At 57.0% G+C, this 15,969-nt stretch carries 14 protein-coding genes; 6 read left to right on the plus strand and 8 right to left on the minus strand.

Going from position 1 to position 15,969, the window contains the following annotated elements; genetic code table 11:
• Nucleotides 1-3 precede the first annotated feature (3 nt).
• Both ACWKX3_RS04625 and ACWKX3_RS04630 read right to left on the minus strand, forming a co-directional pair.
• Entirely contained in the window at nt 4-357 is a 354-nt protein-coding gene (locus tag ACWKX3_RS04625) for a DUF1971 domain-containing protein (protein WP_006175470.1), read from the minus strand.
• Nucleotides 358-384: 27 nt separating this feature from the next.
• The gene (locus tag ACWKX3_RS04630) at nt 385-711 is read right to left on the minus strand and encodes a DUF1971 domain-containing protein (protein ID WP_042319872.1); all 327 of its coding nucleotides are present in this window, start codon (nt 709-711) and stop codon (nt 385-387) included.
• A gap of 244 nt (nt 712-955) precedes the next feature.
• Between ACWKX3_RS04630 and ACWKX3_RS04635 the strand changes: the two genes are divergently transcribed.
• Nucleotides 956-1,129: a GhoT/OrtT family toxin gene (locus ACWKX3_RS04635; protein WP_003856960.1), complete on the plus strand. Its 174-nt coding sequence runs from the start codon at nt 956-958 to the stop codon at nt 1,127-1,129.
• Between the two features lie 32 nt (nt 1,130-1,161).
• On the opposite strand, the gene ACWKX3_RS04640 is transcribed toward ACWKX3_RS04635, so the two are convergent.
• Genes ACWKX3_RS04640 through ACWKX3_RS04650 form a run of 3 tightly spaced genes read right to left on the minus strand, consistent with a single transcriptional unit; the run spans nt 1,162 to nt 7,659 of the window.
• Nucleotides 1,162-3,336: a virulence factor SrfC family protein gene (locus ACWKX3_RS04640; protein WP_454541350.1), complete on the minus strand. Its 2,175-nt coding sequence runs from the start codon at nt 3,334-3,336 to the stop codon at nt 1,162-1,164.
• Nucleotides 3,333-6,314 (minus strand): virulence factor SrfB, encoded by a 2,982-nt coding sequence (locus ACWKX3_RS04645; protein WP_454541351.1) that lies wholly within the window; start codon nt 6,312-6,314, stop codon nt 3,333-3,335. The genes ACWKX3_RS04640 and ACWKX3_RS04645 overlap by 4 nt, the downstream gene beginning before the upstream one ends.
• Nucleotides 6,315-6,318: 4 nt before the next feature.
• Nucleotides 6,319-7,659, minus strand: a complete 1,341-nt coding sequence (locus tag ACWKX3_RS04650) for an SrfA family protein (protein ID WP_454541352.1) — start codon at nt 7,657-7,659, stop codon at nt 6,319-6,321.
• Nucleotides 7,660-7,941: 282 nt separating this feature from the next.
• Here ACWKX3_RS04650 and ACWKX3_RS04655 point away from each other — a divergent pair, with 282 nt between their 5' ends.
• Together ACWKX3_RS04655 and ACWKX3_RS04660 are read left to right on the plus strand one after the other, a co-directional pair.
• Nucleotides 7,942-9,540, plus strand: a complete 1,599-nt coding sequence (locus ACWKX3_RS04655) for an ABC transporter substrate-binding protein (protein WP_454541353.1) — start codon at nt 7,942-7,944, stop codon at nt 9,538-9,540.
• Nucleotides 9,541-9,636: 96 nt separating this feature from the next.
• Nucleotides 9,637-9,870 (plus strand): YdcY family protein, encoded by a 234-nt coding sequence (locus ACWKX3_RS04660; RefSeq protein WP_454541354.1) that lies wholly within the window; start codon nt 9,637-9,639, stop codon nt 9,868-9,870.
• Nucleotide 9,871: 1 nt separating this feature from the next.
• On the opposite strand, the gene ACWKX3_RS04665 is transcribed toward ACWKX3_RS04660, so the two are convergent.
• The gene (locus ACWKX3_RS04665) at nt 9,872-10,321 is read right to left on the minus strand and encodes a DMT family transporter (protein WP_454541355.1); all 450 of its coding nucleotides are present in this window, start codon (nt 10,319-10,321) and stop codon (nt 9,872-9,874) included.
• Complete coding sequence (locus ACWKX3_RS04670; protein ID WP_006175455.1) at nt 10,318-10,836, minus strand: GNAT family N-acetyltransferase; 519 nt, start codon at nt 10,834-10,836, stop codon at nt 10,318-10,320. The genes ACWKX3_RS04665 and ACWKX3_RS04670 overlap by 4 nt, the downstream gene beginning before the upstream one ends.
• A gap of 150 nt (nt 10,837-10,986) precedes the next feature.
• Here ACWKX3_RS04670 and ACWKX3_RS04675 point away from each other — a divergent pair, with 150 nt between their 5' ends.
• The 3 genes from ACWKX3_RS04675 to ACWKX3_RS04685 all read left to right on the plus strand — a co-directional run bounded on the left by ACWKX3_RS04675 (nt 10,987) and on the right by ACWKX3_RS04685 (nt 13,579).
• Nucleotides 10,987-11,562, plus strand: coding sequence for a helix-turn-helix domain-containing protein (locus tag ACWKX3_RS04675; protein WP_006175453.1), 576 nt, complete (start codon nt 10,987-10,989; stop codon nt 11,560-11,562).
• A gap of 60 nt (nt 11,563-11,622) precedes the next feature.
• Nucleotides 11,623-12,663: an NADP-dependent oxidoreductase gene (locus ACWKX3_RS04680; protein ID WP_454541356.1), complete on the plus strand. Its 1,041-nt coding sequence runs from the start codon at nt 11,623-11,625 to the stop codon at nt 12,661-12,663.
• 247 nt (nt 12,664-12,910) lie between these two features.
• A complete protein-coding gene (locus ACWKX3_RS04685; RefSeq protein WP_006175449.1) occupies nt 12,911-13,579 on the plus strand; it encodes a GntR family transcriptional regulator in 669 nt (222 codons plus the stop codon).
• A gap of 154 nt (nt 13,580-13,733) precedes the next feature.
• Here the strand turns inward: ACWKX3_RS04685 and pqqU are convergent, their stop codons facing one another.
• Entirely contained in the window at nt 13,734-15,848 is a 2,115-nt protein-coding gene (gene pqqU, locus ACWKX3_RS04690) for a TonB-dependent receptor PqqU (protein ID WP_454541357.1), read from the minus strand.
• Between the last annotated feature and the right edge of the window lie 121 nt (nt 15,849-15,969).

The following is a 15,969-nucleotide window of genomic DNA, read 5'->3' on the forward strand; positions in this document are numbered from 1 at the left end:
GATTTACTCCTTATGCGTGTTAACCACTTTTCCAATACCTGCACCGCTGAGCGTGACGTCAGGATCGGCGAAAAAGTCGATATTAAAATAGGTATCGTCGGTCAACAGCTCAATGCGGTGCCATTTCTGCGGCGGGGAGATACCAAACGATCCCGCTTCAATGACCAGCTCCAGATCCGGCTCGGTGGCGTCGCCGTCGGCAAAACCGAAGTAACGCACTGCACCCTGCATCACGGATAAACGGCCATAAACGCCAGCTTTGGTGTTGTGATGGGTAAAGAGGGCTTTCGGTGCCGTCTCTTTCGTCCAGAACGGCGTGGAGCGGGTATGAACAAAATTCTCAGGAATACGTAGCATAGAGTTTTCCTTCTTGATGTCAGGCGCTTAAAGCGACTTCAGTACGTCAGGCTCGACAAAAAAGTCGATGTTAAACAGCGTGTCGTCGGTCATCACTTCAATGTGGTGCCATCTCTCCGGCGGAAAAACGCCGAAATGGCCTGCTTCAATGATCAGTTCACTGTCAGGCTCAGGCGTGACTTCATCAGCATAGCCTAAGTAACGTACTGCACCCTGTGAAACGGACAGGCGAGGGTAAACGCCCGGACGTGTGCCCTTATCCAGATGACGGATGAAAATCCCGGCGGGAGCCGTCTCTTTGTTCCAGAAAGGGGTGGAGCGGGTATGAATACAACTTTGCGGAATGCGTAGCATGTTTCCTCCCATAAAAGCCTGTCTCCATTAGACTGCTTTTCGCGAAGGCAAATTTATCATAATGTGCATTTATAATGCATGTTACTAATAAAGAGGATCCCTTGTGCTCCGGGGTTGTTACGAAGTGTACTCAATTGTTATAACCCTTATTCTTAAAAGGGTTATGATGTAACGAAAAAACTTGATCTGTGTCAACGTATGACGCATATTGCGTGCGGTTATTTTTTCGGCTCAGGTAAACAGAATGACGTTGTATCAAAAGATGTTGGTTTTCTACGCAATCATGGCGTCAATCTGCGCGTTAATCACCTGGTTCCTCTCCAAAGATCGCAAGCGCATTCGTCTGCTGAGCGCGTTTCTTGTCGGTTCGACCTGGCCGATGAGCTTCCCGGTCGCACTGCTGATCTCGCTTTTCTGAAAGCAGCCCGCACTGCTGCGGGCCGTGAAAGGTTAGCCTAACAGCCTCTGCAACGCCTTTCTTGCACAGGGTTGAACGTCGTGCGGATGATGATACTCGATGTTCTCAATCGCCCGGCTGTAGAGGGCAACCAGCCAGTCGTACACATAGACCGTTGCAGCATGCACGGGCTGCTCGCCCAGACGCGTGAGCCTTGGCGTGTCGCTGTTGACCACCGGTGTCACGAAAATCGCCTGGCCTTTACGCAGGCGGCTGGCCGGACGTTCGGCGACAGGCGTCTTTTCATACCCCAGCCAGCCCACGAAATTCCCCATTACGGCATGAAGCTGCGCTGCGCTGCTTTTATCCCCGTCGACAATATTCTGCACTTGCGCAGGCAGATCCAGCCGATAGCTGGCGACGACCAGAACGTCCGCCACCTGTTGCAGAACCGCAGGCTCCAGGCCCAGACGGGCAGCGGCGGCCTCATTGCGGCTCCACTGGCGCAGGTGGTTGATCCAGACTTTATGCGCCAGACGCGCCTTGTCTTTGGTCTGGAACGTTCCGGTGCTTTCCTGGGTATTATCCGCGAAGAGATCGATCGTATCGGTAAACAAGCCGTTGACCTGTTCTTCACGCGGCTGCTGAACGGCCAGCAGCGTCTCAAACGCGCTTAACGGAGGAAGTAAACCCTCCAGCAGTTCACCATGGCGGGCGGCACTGCCCTGCAGGGTGCGGACCATATTTTCGGCCTGCGCGCGTCTGGCTTCTGGGGTTTGCGTCAACGGCGCAAGCCAGGGCTGCATCAGCGCCGCCAGCGCGTGCTGTAGCGATGAGTGTAATGCGCGCAGGCGTTTCTGATGTTGAGCAGGCAGGGTGGCTTGCGACAGCCACTCCACCACGCGCTGCATGCTGTGGCTATCCAGCGCCTGCAGGGTTCCCCAGCGCAAACCCGGTTGACCCAGCAGCTGTTGCACCGCCTCGTCGAGATTGTGTTTGGTGGTAAACCGCGCGTCGTGCGGCGTAATGGCCCACACCAGCCCCGGCAGGGCCGACGCGTCGGCTGACTGGGTTTCTTGCACCCAGTTCAGCAGCACGTTGGCCGTATGGGCCGTCTGATCGTGTCGGGCCGTCGCGTTGCAGACAACCAGGACATCAGGCTGCAGCTGCTGGCGATAGTGATCGAGCAACCACTGGCGCTTGGCCTGCGTCAGCAGCGGCGTCTCATCCGTAGTAAACGCCGGAATATCAATCAGATCGACATCGTCCAGCACGCCGGTCTCAACGGGCAGGACCAGTTCGCGGGTCAAAAAAGCCAGCACGTCGACGGGAATGCTGATGGCGTTAAGCATGTCGCCGTGGCTGAGCGGGTGTAGCAACGCTTCCTGCGCGTCGGGTGAGGTCAGGGCGGTGTGGGTGAGAAACCCTTCGCACGGCAGACCGAAGTTATCCACCAGCAGGCTCAGCGGGGCAGCAAGCTCGCGCGCATGGCTGGTTTGATGCAGCACATGCGCAAACCTCAGCCACTGCTGGGTTAACTCCTGCTGTTCGCCCCACAGCAGCGACCAGACGCTGGCGCGAGTGCTGAGATCGAGGGAAGGCACAAGCGTGGCAATCTGATGCCAGAGCGCGTCATCAATCTGTTGTTTCGCACGCGGTATCGCGTTCTGCCAGAAGCGGGCGATCGCTCCCACTTCGAGCGCGTTAATTCCCGGCACGCCCTGCGGCTGGCGAAGCGCGCGCCATTTTTCAAGCCGGGCTTCGATAACCGATTTCTCCACCGGGCGGATCTGCGGATGAAGGAGAGTGCGTGCGATAAACAGCTGTACCAGTTCCGCTTCCGTGACCAGGCTCAGACGCAGCGGGAAGGCGTCATCCGCAATGTCAGGGTACTTTTTCGTAAAGCGAACGGCCATGTTGGTCAGGCCGTGGCCCGGGTTAATATGCGAAAAATAGTCGAACGTGCGCTGCCCAAGGGACACGTTCATTCGGCCGCTACCGCTGCCGCACAGCGAGGTGAGCAGGTGCGCTTTCGCCGCCTGCGAATGACCGTACAGGCCAATGCTGCTCTGGCTTGCCAGCGCGCGGTCAATCGCCTGTTCACGCGCCTGGGCTGCATTCAGTCGCGCCAGCAGCGCATCCGCATCGTTATCCAGCATCGGGGCATGCTGGCGCGTCTCGTTAATCCACCCGATCAGGGCCTGAGTGGTGGTCGTCGTCGCAGTCATTTCAGGTATACGCTCCCGCTGTCGATCCAGTAATGGCTACCGCTATGACGGCGATCGGCCAGGGTATTCAGTTTAAACGTTAAGGCATCTGGCGGAACGGGCGTGCCGTCCTGCAGCCACGCGTCGCTCAGCTCGAACGATTCCGGGCCTTCATGCTTGCCGCCGCCGCGCAGTTTGAGGCGCACGTTCAGCACGCCGTCGCCGGCAATGGCTTTTGCCAGTTCGGCAGAGTTGATGCTCAGGGTGTACAGCGGCGTGGCCGGCCAGCGGGCGTTTGCCAGCTGGCGGAAGCCCAGGGTGACGTTTCCGCGCAGCGGGAAGTGAAGCCGCGCGTCGAGTCTGGCACCCGGCTTATCAAGATCGACCTCCTGATACCAGACGTTCTCGTCGCGCAGGGTATTCACCGTGTTGTCCAGTACGCCCAGATAACGCACGGTGGAGTACGCACCGATGTCAGCCGCTTTGAAGTTAAAGCGCGGCAGGCGAAGATCAAGCGCCAGGCTGCACAGCATCGCCCCCACCGCAGCGGTTGATTTCGGGTTGCCAATGCGCCCCTGCTGGCTGAAGGGATACCACTCGTGAACCTGGTACTTATCCAGCCAGACGATGCGGTTTACCGGCACCGGCTGCAGGTGGCGGATTAACGCCTGAACGCCGGGCAGGCAACCCGGACGGCCAGTGATCAGCAAAATGTCACAGCTGTAATGCGAGATCGCTTCACACACCGCATGAAGCGGTGCCGCCAGCGTGAACTGGCCCGCCAGCATCGCGTCCTGCATTTCCCGGAAATTGACGTGTAGCGGAACCGCGAACAGGTCGAACGCGTCGGATCCTGCTGGCAGGGCGTGGTCGATGGCCTGTTGCAGATAGTTCATCACGTTGCGCGTAGGCTTCTGCGGGAGCAGATCGCCAAAAGTGGCGTGCAGCCCGGCCAGCGGATCGTCGATATCGCTCGATTCCCACGCCGCCAGAATCGCGTGCCCCAAAGGCATAAAGAGCTGAAGGGCGGTTTGCTGGCGCAGCACGGCCTGGGTATCAATACGGCCTGAATCCCCGAACAGCGAAGCCATCAGCAGGGACGCGTCCGCCATTCCTGATTTTTGCAGCTGGGTTTGCAGCGCGGGAAGGACATAGCGCTGGATAACGTCCAGCAGGGTGTCATCCCCGGCGACCTTGAACCCTTCACGGAACAGCAGTTGCGGGGTAATTTTGACGTTGTTACCCGAGCCGTCGTCGAGCTGATAGTGGGTAATGGCCATATCGGTCGTGCCGCCGCCAATGTCGATAGAGGCGACGCGCAGCGCCCGACCAGGCTCAACGCCAGGCTGCGGTTCACGATCGGGACGAGCAAGCGAAGCGAAAAAGGCTTCGGTCTGTCCGCCGAAATGAGAAATCGCTTCGTTGTACAGCCACACCAGCTGGCCACAGCTTGCCTCATCCCACTCCATCTGGATTTCTGGAACCGGCACAACGCTTTTTTCCTGCTGTTTACGGCTGGCAAAATCGTCGTCCTGCGGGTGCCATCCCATCGCTTTCCAGACGATGGCGATCGCTTCAAACATGCGACGGCGGAAGATCTCACGCTCCTGTTTCGGCATGGCCGACGGCAGGGTGAGGATCAGGGTGCGCAGCTGGCGTGGTGAAACCGGGAAGCCAAGGCGCAGGCGGGTGGCGACGCTGTTAATCTGTCCCAGCGCCTGCGCCAGCAGTTCACACAGCATATGCGTCATCAGGGTGCTACGGCTGTACTGCGGCGAGAAAACCGGCAGCCGTTCATCCTGCGGCAGCGTAAAGAGCGGTTCGCCGTCGTCGTTCATCAGGTTCATCAGTGGGAACGCCGTCGCCAGGGGTTCCCGCTGCGTTTTGCTGTTCATCTGGCTAAAGCGCCAGTCCTGCACAACCGGGGTTTCATCCCACAGGTAGCGGCGCGGGCTGGAAATGCCGCTGTTGCCCTCGGTGCCCAGACGCTGCATCGCCAGCTTGCGGGCCTCGTCGCCCACGCGAACGATAGAGGGCCAGACAAAGGCATCCTCGCGGCCACTTTCCACCGAGAAGTGCTGTTTGCCAAAGCGGGCCTCTGAAAACTCCAGGCGGCTGGTGAACAGCGGATCGTTAAGGAACTGCGGTTCGCTCAGGGAACGCACCTGCAACTCGGCGGTCTGACGCAGGCCGTCGTTGGCATCGCCATGATCTTCGATGATAACGCCACAGGTATGGGTGTTTCCCACGTCGAGGATCAGGTCGACGGGGATCGCCGGAGTGCTGAGCGTATGGGTGACAAATTTCACCTCGGGTACGGTAAGCTGCTCGCCGAGCAGCGTCAGCAGGTTCAGCCAGTGCGCCTGGTATTCAAAGCTGCGCATGGCCTGATGCAGATCGCGCTCGGCGCGGTTTTCAACTTCCGTCGCGTACTGGCTAAAGGCTTCGCGCAGCCAGCCGTCGATCCAGGTCTGGTCGAGGAAGCTTTCGACTTCGCTATCGCGCCAGGCAAGCGCAAACCGCGTGCCGTTCAGAATATCGTTTTCAACGGGGGAGAGTGCGGCGGTGGCATGCTCAGCAATCTGGCTGTCGAGCGCCAGGGTGACGCGGTGCGTATTGCCTGCCGAATCCGGTGCAGTTAGCTTGCGGATCTGCACGCGTGCCCAGTTATCAGGCCCCTCTACAAAGGTGCGCGGCGGGTTAAAGCGCAGAAACGGCAGAGGAAGCCAGACGCCGTCCAGCACAGCAAGGGACTGGTGCAGCGTAATGGTGCTCTCGGGCTTCAGGACTTCTGGCTGGCCGCCGCCCGTCGCCGGGAGCGTGTAGCGGCCATTGACCAGATCGTAATCAAGACGCAGCAGAGGGCCGTTGGCGGTTTTGCGGACAAACCGCCCGGTGCTGGCGGTGTCCTGGGGCGTCAGACCAAAATCCAGAAATTGCACGCCGCTGTTAGCAATAAGCGTGACGCTCTGTTTGTAGTCGCAAAGATTTACCAGCATAGGATCAGGCACCTGCTTTTTTGAACGTCAAAGGAACAACGGTTTTTGCATCATATCGGGCGCTGCATTCCGCCACGTCGCTGGTGCCGGATTTACAGGAGACTTCCGGCATCGGATAACGCGAGCCATCCGTGCAGCGGGCGTTGCCGCGGCTTTTGATCATCAGTTCACCGTTGCTGTGCAAGCCGGAGAAGATCTCCGCGCGACAGACAATATTGTCCCCGTGAACGACGCGGGCAGTGCCTTTGTTGTTCTGGATCTGATAGCGCAGCGAGGGCGGCTTGCCGGTGATCGGATCTTTCACGTCCAGAATCACGCGCCAGGTACCGTTCAGGAAGCGGGTCGAACCGGCTTTCACCTGATCGGCCTCCATGACCATGGCATCTTTCGGGATCGCAGCAATCACTACAGGCTCCGGCTCAGGCGCTTTCACCTGTGGTGCCACGACGACGGCCTGGTGCAGCGGCAAATTCATCGCCAGCGGTTCGACCGTTTTCACCGGTGCAGGCGCGATAACGACCGCAGCAGGCGCTGCTACAGGAGCAGGTTCGGCTGAAGGTGCCTGTTCAGGCCACAGCAGCGGAGTGGCGATGGAGGCAACAATCACGGCGGCAACGGGCAGCGACCACAGCGGGACGCGGCGTTTTTTTACCACGATCTTGGCCGGAGGTTCGCCAGCGGGTTCCGTCACCTTGTGGGCGGGCGCTGGCTCATAGAGCGCCTCTTCCGTAATGCGTACGCCGGGAGCGGGCGGGGCGGGAGTCATCAGTGGCTCGTCGGCCTGGGCGAATGTGACAGGTGCGGCTTCGGGTTCCGGTTCTGGCTCGGGTTCTTCGATGACCACCGGGGCCGGTTCCGGGATCAGCGCGTCGCGCAGGCAGCTCAGCACATCATCGCGGGCGTTTTCGTTAAGGTTCACGAAGCCCCAGAAGCAGATCACCGGTTTGCCATCCACCAGATACAGAAAGTTTTCGCCAGGGAACTGGAACGCTTTGGAAAGCAGGGAGCCAAACAGCTGCTGGGCGGTTTTCGGCGACTGGATACACTTTTTGCTCAGCGACTCCACGCTCGCCAGCGTACTTTCGAGGTAGCGCAGGGCGCGAAACCGGTCGTCTTCTCCGGCGGCTTTCCAGCTTGTCACCGCTCCCTCAATGGGGGCGTACCAGTCAACGCGATCGCCGCCGTCGTTGACCTGCGGGATAGCCAGACAATCAACTATCGACTGTTGCTTGCGCAAGCGGAGTGCTTCCCGGATTTGCAGCGCTGATTCAAATACGGCCTGTCCGCCGCCGCCAACGGCCTGAAAATCATCCAGATTACCGCTGCGTAAAAGTGTTTTTGCCACGATGTGTTCCCATAGACTTCTTCACACCGTTACTTTAACGAAAAGGTAAAACAAGCAAACGGCAGAGGAGACGCCAAAAGCGCCGATTTCTTGCGGCATTGTTCGTAACGGTTGTGCTTGACGAAGAAGGGAACTTAAGGCAAATCACACTCTCTGCGCTGGCTGGAAAATCAGCGAAAAATGCTGCTTTAGAATAACCTGATAGTGTTTCGTTATTTGCCAGGTGATATCGGCTGTGCTGTTATTACTGTCCACAATAATAAAACCGAAAGGGTTATAACCATGTCTACAGGGAAAACGCTGCTCGCCCTCGCGCTGAGCACTCTTTTACCGGCAAGCGCCGCATGGGCGGCAAATAACGATACGCTTATTTACTGCTCTGAAGCCTCGCCAGAGTCGTTTAACCCGCAGATCGCCAGCTCCGGCCCGACGTTCGTCGCCAGCTCTCAGGTACTTTACAACCGGCTGATTAACTTTGATCCGGTGAAAAATACGCCGGTGCCATCCCTGGCGGAGTCATGGACCATTTCTCCTGACGGCAAAACTTATACCTTTACGCTGCGTAAAGGGGTTAAGTTCAACAGCAACAAATACTTCAAACCTACCCGCGATTTTAACGCCGATGACGTTATTTTCTCCGTCATGCGCCAGAAAGACCCTAAGCATCCGTATCACAATGTCTCTCAGGGGAATTACGAATACTTTAATGACGTGGGCCTTGATAAGCTGATTCAGGACGTGAAAAAGATCGATGATTATCACGTACAGTTTACGCTGAGTGAGCCAAACGCGGCGTTCCTCGCGGACTGGGGAATGGACTTTGCTTCCATTCTGTCAGCAGAGTATGCGGACGTGATGCTCAAAAAAGGAACGCCAGAGAACGTCGATACCTGGCCAATTGGTACCGGCCCGTATGTTCTCCAGCAGTACAAAGTGGATTCGCTGATCCGCTACGTGGCGAACCCCAACTACTGGGATGGCGCGGTTCCCACAAAGCACCTGATCTTCTCCATCACGCCTAACGTGGAAACCCGTCTGGCGAAACTGCAAACCAATGAATGCCAGGTGATCCCTGCGCCGTCGCCGGTGCAGTTTGATGTCATCAAGAAAAACAAAGATCTGACGCTACACTCGGTGGATGCGTTGAACGTGGGCTATCTGGCGTTTAACACCGAGAAAAAACCTTTTGATAACGTGCTGGTACGCCAGGCCCTGAACTACGCGACGGATAAAAAAGCCATCGTGAATGCGGTCTTTATGGGGTCCGGTACGGTGGCAAAATCGCCGATCCCGCCGAACATGATGGGCTTTAATCACAACCTGAAAGATTACGCCTACGATCCTGAAAAAGCCAAAGCGCTGCTGAAGCAGGCCGGGCTTGAGAAGGGCGCGGAAGTGACGCTGTGGTCCATGCCGGTTCAACGGCCTTATAACCCGAATTCGCGTCGCATCGCAGAGATGATCCAGAGCGACTGGGCTAAAGTTGGCGTGAAGGCCAAAATCGTCTCCTACGAGTGGGGCGAGTATCTCTCCGGCATGCGCAAAGGCGAGCACGACTCGGCGCTGTTTGGCTGGATGTCGGACAACGGAGACCCGGATAACTTCGCGGACGTTCTGCTGGGCTGCAATAGCATCAAAACCGGATCCAACGCCGCGCGCTGGTGTGATAAGGGGTATGATGGGCTGGTGCAAAAAGCAAAATTAACCAGTGACCCAACCGAGCGTGCGCAACTCTATGGTCAGGCGCAGGAGATTTTCTACCAGCAGGCTCCGTGGATTGCCCTTGCAAACGGCAAGACGTTCTATGCCACCCGCAGCAACGTCACCGGGTATAGCGTCAGCCTGATGGGCAGCGATTTCTCGAAGGCGAGATTGAATTAACCATTTTGCCCGGTGGCGCTGCGCTTACCGGGCCTACAGGTCTCGGGTAGGCTGGGTGAGGCGTAGCCGCCACCCGGCAAATTATAAGGAGTGACAGTGTCACATTTAAATGAAGTGATTGCCCGCGTCGATGCCGCTCTACAGGAGAGCGTTATCGCCCAAATGAATGAACTCTTGATCGAACTGAGCGACGACACTGAGCTTAGCCGGGAAGATCGGTACACCCAGCAGCAGCGGTTGCGTACTGCGATTGCTCACCACGGCAAGCAGCACAAAGAAGAGATGGACGCTCGCCTCGAACAGCTGACGAAGGGCGGCACAATCCTTTAACTCAGAACTGACGGCGGGCCACCAGCCACGCGCCGACCACCAGCATTACTGCGCCACATCCCGGCCCGATCAGGGCGCGCAGCGGGATCCCGTGGCTTTTCAGTATATCCATTACCAGCCCGCCAATCAGTTGGCTGGCTACCAGCACGGCGATGGTCGTTGCCGCGCCAACGTTCTGGTATCCGCTGATACTGGCAAAGACAAAAAACGATCCCAGCAAACCGGGGATCAGCGTCCACCAGCGTATCGTCGCGGCCAGTTCACCGAATCCGCTAAAACCCTGCTTAATCAGTAAAATGCTGACAAACAATACGATACCGACCAGCGAATTGAGCAGCATGGCGATAAGGATGGTGGACGAAGACTGGGTGATGCGCACCATCAGCATATTTTGCACCACCAGACCGATGCCCGCCGCAACCAGACAGGCCAGCGTAATCGACTGATTCATGGCAGGGCGTCCGGATCGCTGCGCTCATCCAGCTGCAGCTGCATAAAGGTTAAATCCAGCCAGCGGCCAAACTTGGTGCCCACCTGCGGCATTTGCCCGGTAGTGATAAAACCCAGCGTATCGTGCAGATGGATCGAGGCGTGGTTTTGCGTCTCTATTCCCGCCACCATCACGTGTTTGCCCATTTTGCGGGCTTCATCAATCAGCGCATTCATCAGCACCCGGCCAATCCCTTTTCCCTGATGGTCCGGATGAACGTACACCGAGTGCTCAACCGTATGGCGAAAACCTTCGAAAGCCCGCCAGTCGCCGAACGAGGCATAGCCCGTCACCGTGCCGTTCTCTTCGCTGACCAGTACCGGAAAACCGGCCAGCGTCCGCGCTTCAAACCATGCGATGCGGTTATCGACATCCACGGTTTTGTCGTTCCAGATAGCAGCGGTGTGCAGTACCGCATGGTTGTAGATGTCACCGATGGCGGCGCAATCTTCTTTGCAGGCATGACGAACGATCATGGCGAACCCTCTGAGCGTGTTGTTCACTATAGTAGTACGGACTTGTCACGATATTACACAAGGGTGACGTGACTACGCTACGGCATAATCCATATTTTTTTGTTATGAAAACTGCGTTGAAATGCTGTTCATACACTATAGTATGACGTCATGAACACTATTTCAGACAATATGAATCAACGGATTAGCGCCAGAATTCGCCTTGAACGGGAATCCCGGGGATGGTCATTGAGCGAGTTGGCCGACCGGGCCAGCGTGTCGCGTGCCATGATCCACAAAATTGAACGCGGAGAAAGCAGCCCCACGGCGACGCTGCTTGCGCGTTTGTCCGGGGCATTTGGCATCAGCATGTCGACCCTTATTGCCCGCGCCGAAATGCAGGAAGGCAAACTGCTGCGTCTGGCGAACCAGCCGGTATGGCGCGACCCGCAAACTCACTATCTTCGCCGCCACGTCTCACCGCGAACCGACCTGCCTATCGATCTCGTCCAGGTTGAACTCCCTGCAGGCAGCGACGTGCCCATGCCCGCATCATCCTACGCGCTGGCGCGCCAGCTGATCTGGCTGCAGTCCGGGAAGCTGGTCTTTCTGGAGGGGGACACCCGCCATGAAATGAACGCGGGAGATTGCCTTGAGCTGGGGCCGCCCAACGACTGTCGGTTTATCAACGAGACCGATGCACCGTGCGTGTATCTGGTGGTCAGGCTTAATCAGTCCGGAACGTAACAATCATGTGGCCCGTCGAGACGGGCCGCGCAGGACATTTGCACAAATGAGGAGCGATCTATGAGTCAATCTGCAATGCAAAATCGTCGCTGGGTACTGGCGTCTCGCCCGCATGGCGCACCGACGCCAGAGAATTTTCGTTTAGAGGAACAGCCCATTCCCGAGCCGGAAGAGGGCCAGGTGCTGTTGCGCACCGAGTGGCTGTCACTCGATCCGTATATGCGTGGACGCATGAGCGATGCGCCATCCTATTCGCCACCCGTTGAGATTGGGGCGGTGATGGTGGGGGGAACGGTCAGCCGCGTTGAGCGGTCAAACCATCCCGATTTCAAACCCGGCGAGTGGGTGCTCGGCTACAGCGGCTGGCAAACCCATGCGTTGTCCGACGGAAAGGATCTGGTGAAACTGGGTGACAACCCTGCGCATCCTTCGTGGTCGCTGGGTATCCTGGGTATGCCGGGCTTTACGGCCTATATGGGCCTGCTGGATATCGGGCAGCCCAAATCCGGCGAAACCCTGGTGGTGGCCGCAGCAACCGGGCCTGTCGGCGCGACGGTCGGGCAAATCGGTAAAATCAAAGGCTGCCGCGTCGTGGGCGTAGCCGGTGGCGAGGAAAAATGCCGTCATGCGGTCGAGGTTCTGGGATTCGACCAGTGTATCGATCACCATGCGGATGACTTTGCGCAGCAGCTGGCCGATGCCTGCCCGGACGGCATCGACGTCTACTATGAGAACGTCGGCGGTAAAGTCTTTGATGCCGTATTGCCGCTGTTGAACACCTCCGCCCGCGTACCGATTTGCGGACTGGTCAGCGGCTATAACGCCACCGACCTGCCGGACGGCCCCGATCGTTTGCCGCTGCTGATGGGCACACTCCTCAAGAAGCGCATTCGCATGCAGGGGTTCATCATCGCCCAGGACTATGGGGATCGCATCGACGAGTTTCAGGCGCAGATGGGTCGCTGGGTGCAGGAGGGGAAAATCCATTATCGTGAGCAGGTCACGGATGGGCTGGAAAATGCACCTCAGGCATTAATCGGCCTGCTAGAAGGGAAAAACTTCGGCAAAGTCGTGATACGCGTGGCGGCTGATAACAAATAAATCGTTCATGGCGGGTTTTCCCGCCATAATCATTTGTGAAGATACGATATATTGTCTTTAATTAAACAGCATAGCGCTCGGCGTCATCAGCATAGACGGCCCGACCGCGATAAAAAATACCGTTTGCAGTATTTGCGTTTATGCGCATCTCCCAATACCAGGCATAACGATACAGGATATATCAACCCGGCGGCGTTTTTTAACGGCCGCTGCAAAGAGCATTTTGTTTTGGCTACGGGAAGTGAATATGCTTGATTTGGATCATTTAGAAAAGGCACAACGAATCAGTCTGACTATGCAAGTTGAGATCAGTTTGAAAGGGGCATTAATTACCGGCTCCCTCAAACCTGGCGCACGGCTGATCACCAAAGAAATTGCAGATAAACTAGGCACCAGCATTACGCCGGTGCGTGAGGCGCTTTTGCGGCTGGTCTCCGCAGGGGCACTGCATGCCACGCCAGCACAGGCTTTTCTGGTGCCGGAAGTGACGCTCGAACGCTACAAAGAGATCAATACCATCAGAAAGCAGCTGGAGCCGATGGCTGTCGCTGCTGCCTGTGGTCACATGTCTGAAGCCAAAGTGAATGCGTTACGTGAAATGTCAGAAGCGTTTCATGAGGCCATGCGGCAGGGCAATGTGCAGCGTGCGCTGCACGCTAACCGCGTATTTCGTTTCAGCCTCTATCAGTACGCTGAAATGCCAACGCTGAGCGCGCTTATTGAGCAACTGTGGGTGCGCATCGGGCCGTGCATTAACTATTTGCATGACGAGTTCAAGGACGTTCCGGTTGACACTTACCACTATGCGGAGCTGCTTGACGCCCTTGAGCGAAAAGATGTCGTCGCCAGCCAAAAAGCGATCGATAAATTGATTGATGAAGCGGATGCACTTTTACAGCGGCAATATTTTAGCTAGGGAATTATCGGGTCAGGAGTCTATTTTATATTCAACACATTTATTTGATGAATAATTCCCGGGGCATTTCGCCACCGGGAATACGCATTTCAAAAACCATTCGAGAATCAGGCTCGCCAATAACGCAGGTTAAATGGCGAGGCCGAATCATTGTTTATTCAAACCGGTAAGACACCGACAATCCTACGCCATAGTTACGACCCGGAGCAGGTTCGTAATAACGCCCGTTAGATTCATTGACGATCACCGATCCGGCATACTCTTTGTCAAACAGGTTGTCGATGCGACCAAAGACGTCCATACCCCAGTTACCGTAGTTAAACTTATACCCGGTGTTCAACCCGACGACCGTGTACGATGGCGCTTTCGCCGTGTTTTCGTCGTCCGCCATTATATCGCTCATATACCGCACGTCGGTACCGGCGTACCAGCCATCCTCCGGCTGCCAGCCGAACGAGGCGTAACCCATGTTACGGGCGATCCCCGGCATCCGGTTGCCGTTACAGTCTCCCTCGCTGCACACGTTAGTGCGGTAGGTGGCATCGAGATAAGTCCACGCCATTTTCAGCTTCCAGTTTTCGGCGAACTGCTGGTCGAGCGAAACCTCCACACCCTGACGTCGGGTTTTACCGGCATTTTTATAGCTGGTGCGCCCGCCCGCGCTGGAATCCACCACGATCTCATCGTCGGTGTCGGTGCGGAACAGCGCCGCCGTCAGCAAGCCATTGCCAATGCGGGTTTTACTGCCCACTTCATAGGTGTTGTTGGTTGAGGGTTGCAGACCAATGTTCAGACCACCCTGGTTATCCGGACGATAGGAAAGCTCGTTGATGGTCGGCGTTTCAAAGCCACGACCGGCTGCGGCATACAGGTTCCACGCGTCGGTCACGGCGTATTTTACCGCACCAGCCGGGAGCCATTTATGGTAGCTCGCGTCACCGCTGTCATCGCCGTTTTGCGGGGTAACATAGTGGTCATTCGAGTCGAACCAGACCGAGCTGTAGCGCACGCCCGCATCCACGGAGAGTTTCTGCGTCAGCTGCCAGCGGGTTTGCAGGTAAGGATCAACGTTCCACATTAAATTGCGTTCGTTGCGGCGCTTGTCGCCTTTTACGCCGTAATCCGGCACGCCGTTATGCATCACGAAGTTCTCGTAGCCGCGACGATCTTCGCTGAGGTTTTCGTAGTTCAGGCCGGTGGTGAAGGTGACCGGCACCAGCAGTTCACCGCGGTGGGTCCAGCGGGTGTCGATACCCTGATAGTGGCGCTGCATATCAATCACGCCGCCGGAGTGGGTGGGCCTCAGCTGCGGCTGGTAAGGAATCGACTGATACTGCGTCATCTCGCGCTCACCGGCGTACATCATCACGCTGAGATCGTCCTGCTCGCTCATCTGGCGGTCATAGCGTAGCCCGGCCTGGGTCTGCTTGATGGTCTTGCGGGTGTTAAACGCATCGCCGCGCGGAGACTGGCGCGGATCGTTTTGCCACTCCTGATAGCTCAGCCCGCCCGGATCGTTGGCTTTCATGTCCACGCTGTTAAAGATCAGCGTCAGCTTGCTGACGTCATCAATGCGCACGCCAAGCTTAGCATTGGCAAGGTTTTTGCGCGCGCCGCTGTGGTCGCGATAGCCTTTGGTGGTGAAGCGGGTGGTTGAGACGGTGTAATCCACATCGCCCGCGTGCGTCCCGTCGCCCATTGCGCCGCTCGCCTTCATGCCGTAGCGCCAGGTACCGTAGCTGCCATAGTAGCTGCTGGCTTCAATGGTTGGCGGCTGCTGTCCGGTTTGGGTGTTGATATTGATGACGCCGCCAGAGGCGTTTCCGTACAGGGCCGAGAAGGGGCCGCGAAGCACTTCAACGCTCTCCACGCTGGAGAGATCGATGTTTGAGGTCTGGCCCTGACCGTCGGGCATGGTCGCTGGAATACCGTCCACATACATGCGAATACCACGCACGCCGAAGGTTGAGCGTGCGCCAAAGCCGCGCATCGAAAGCTGAAGATCTTGCGCATAGTTCTGACGGTTCTGAACCTGTAGCCCCGGCACGCTGCCGAGCGATTCAGACAAGTTAATGCGCGGCGCGGCGTGACGCATATCATCGCCGTTCACCACGCTTACGGCCGCAGGCGTATCAAGCTCGGAGACGGTCTGCGGGGTCGCGCTGACGATCAGGGTCTGTTCCTCTGCGGCCACGGCACTCAGCGGGCCAAACGTGACGGGAACCAACAACAGCGGGAGCGTTGCCCTACGGGCAGAAATGATTTTCATGAAATAAACCGGTTATGAAAGAAAACGAACCAAATGGAACATGTGCATACATGTTAAATCTTTTGTAAATCTTTTGAAAACTATAACCGCACGTTGCGTTAATGGAAGGGCAGAGCGGAAA

It is taken from the genome of Enterobacter sp. UPMP2052 (assembly GCF_053709675.1).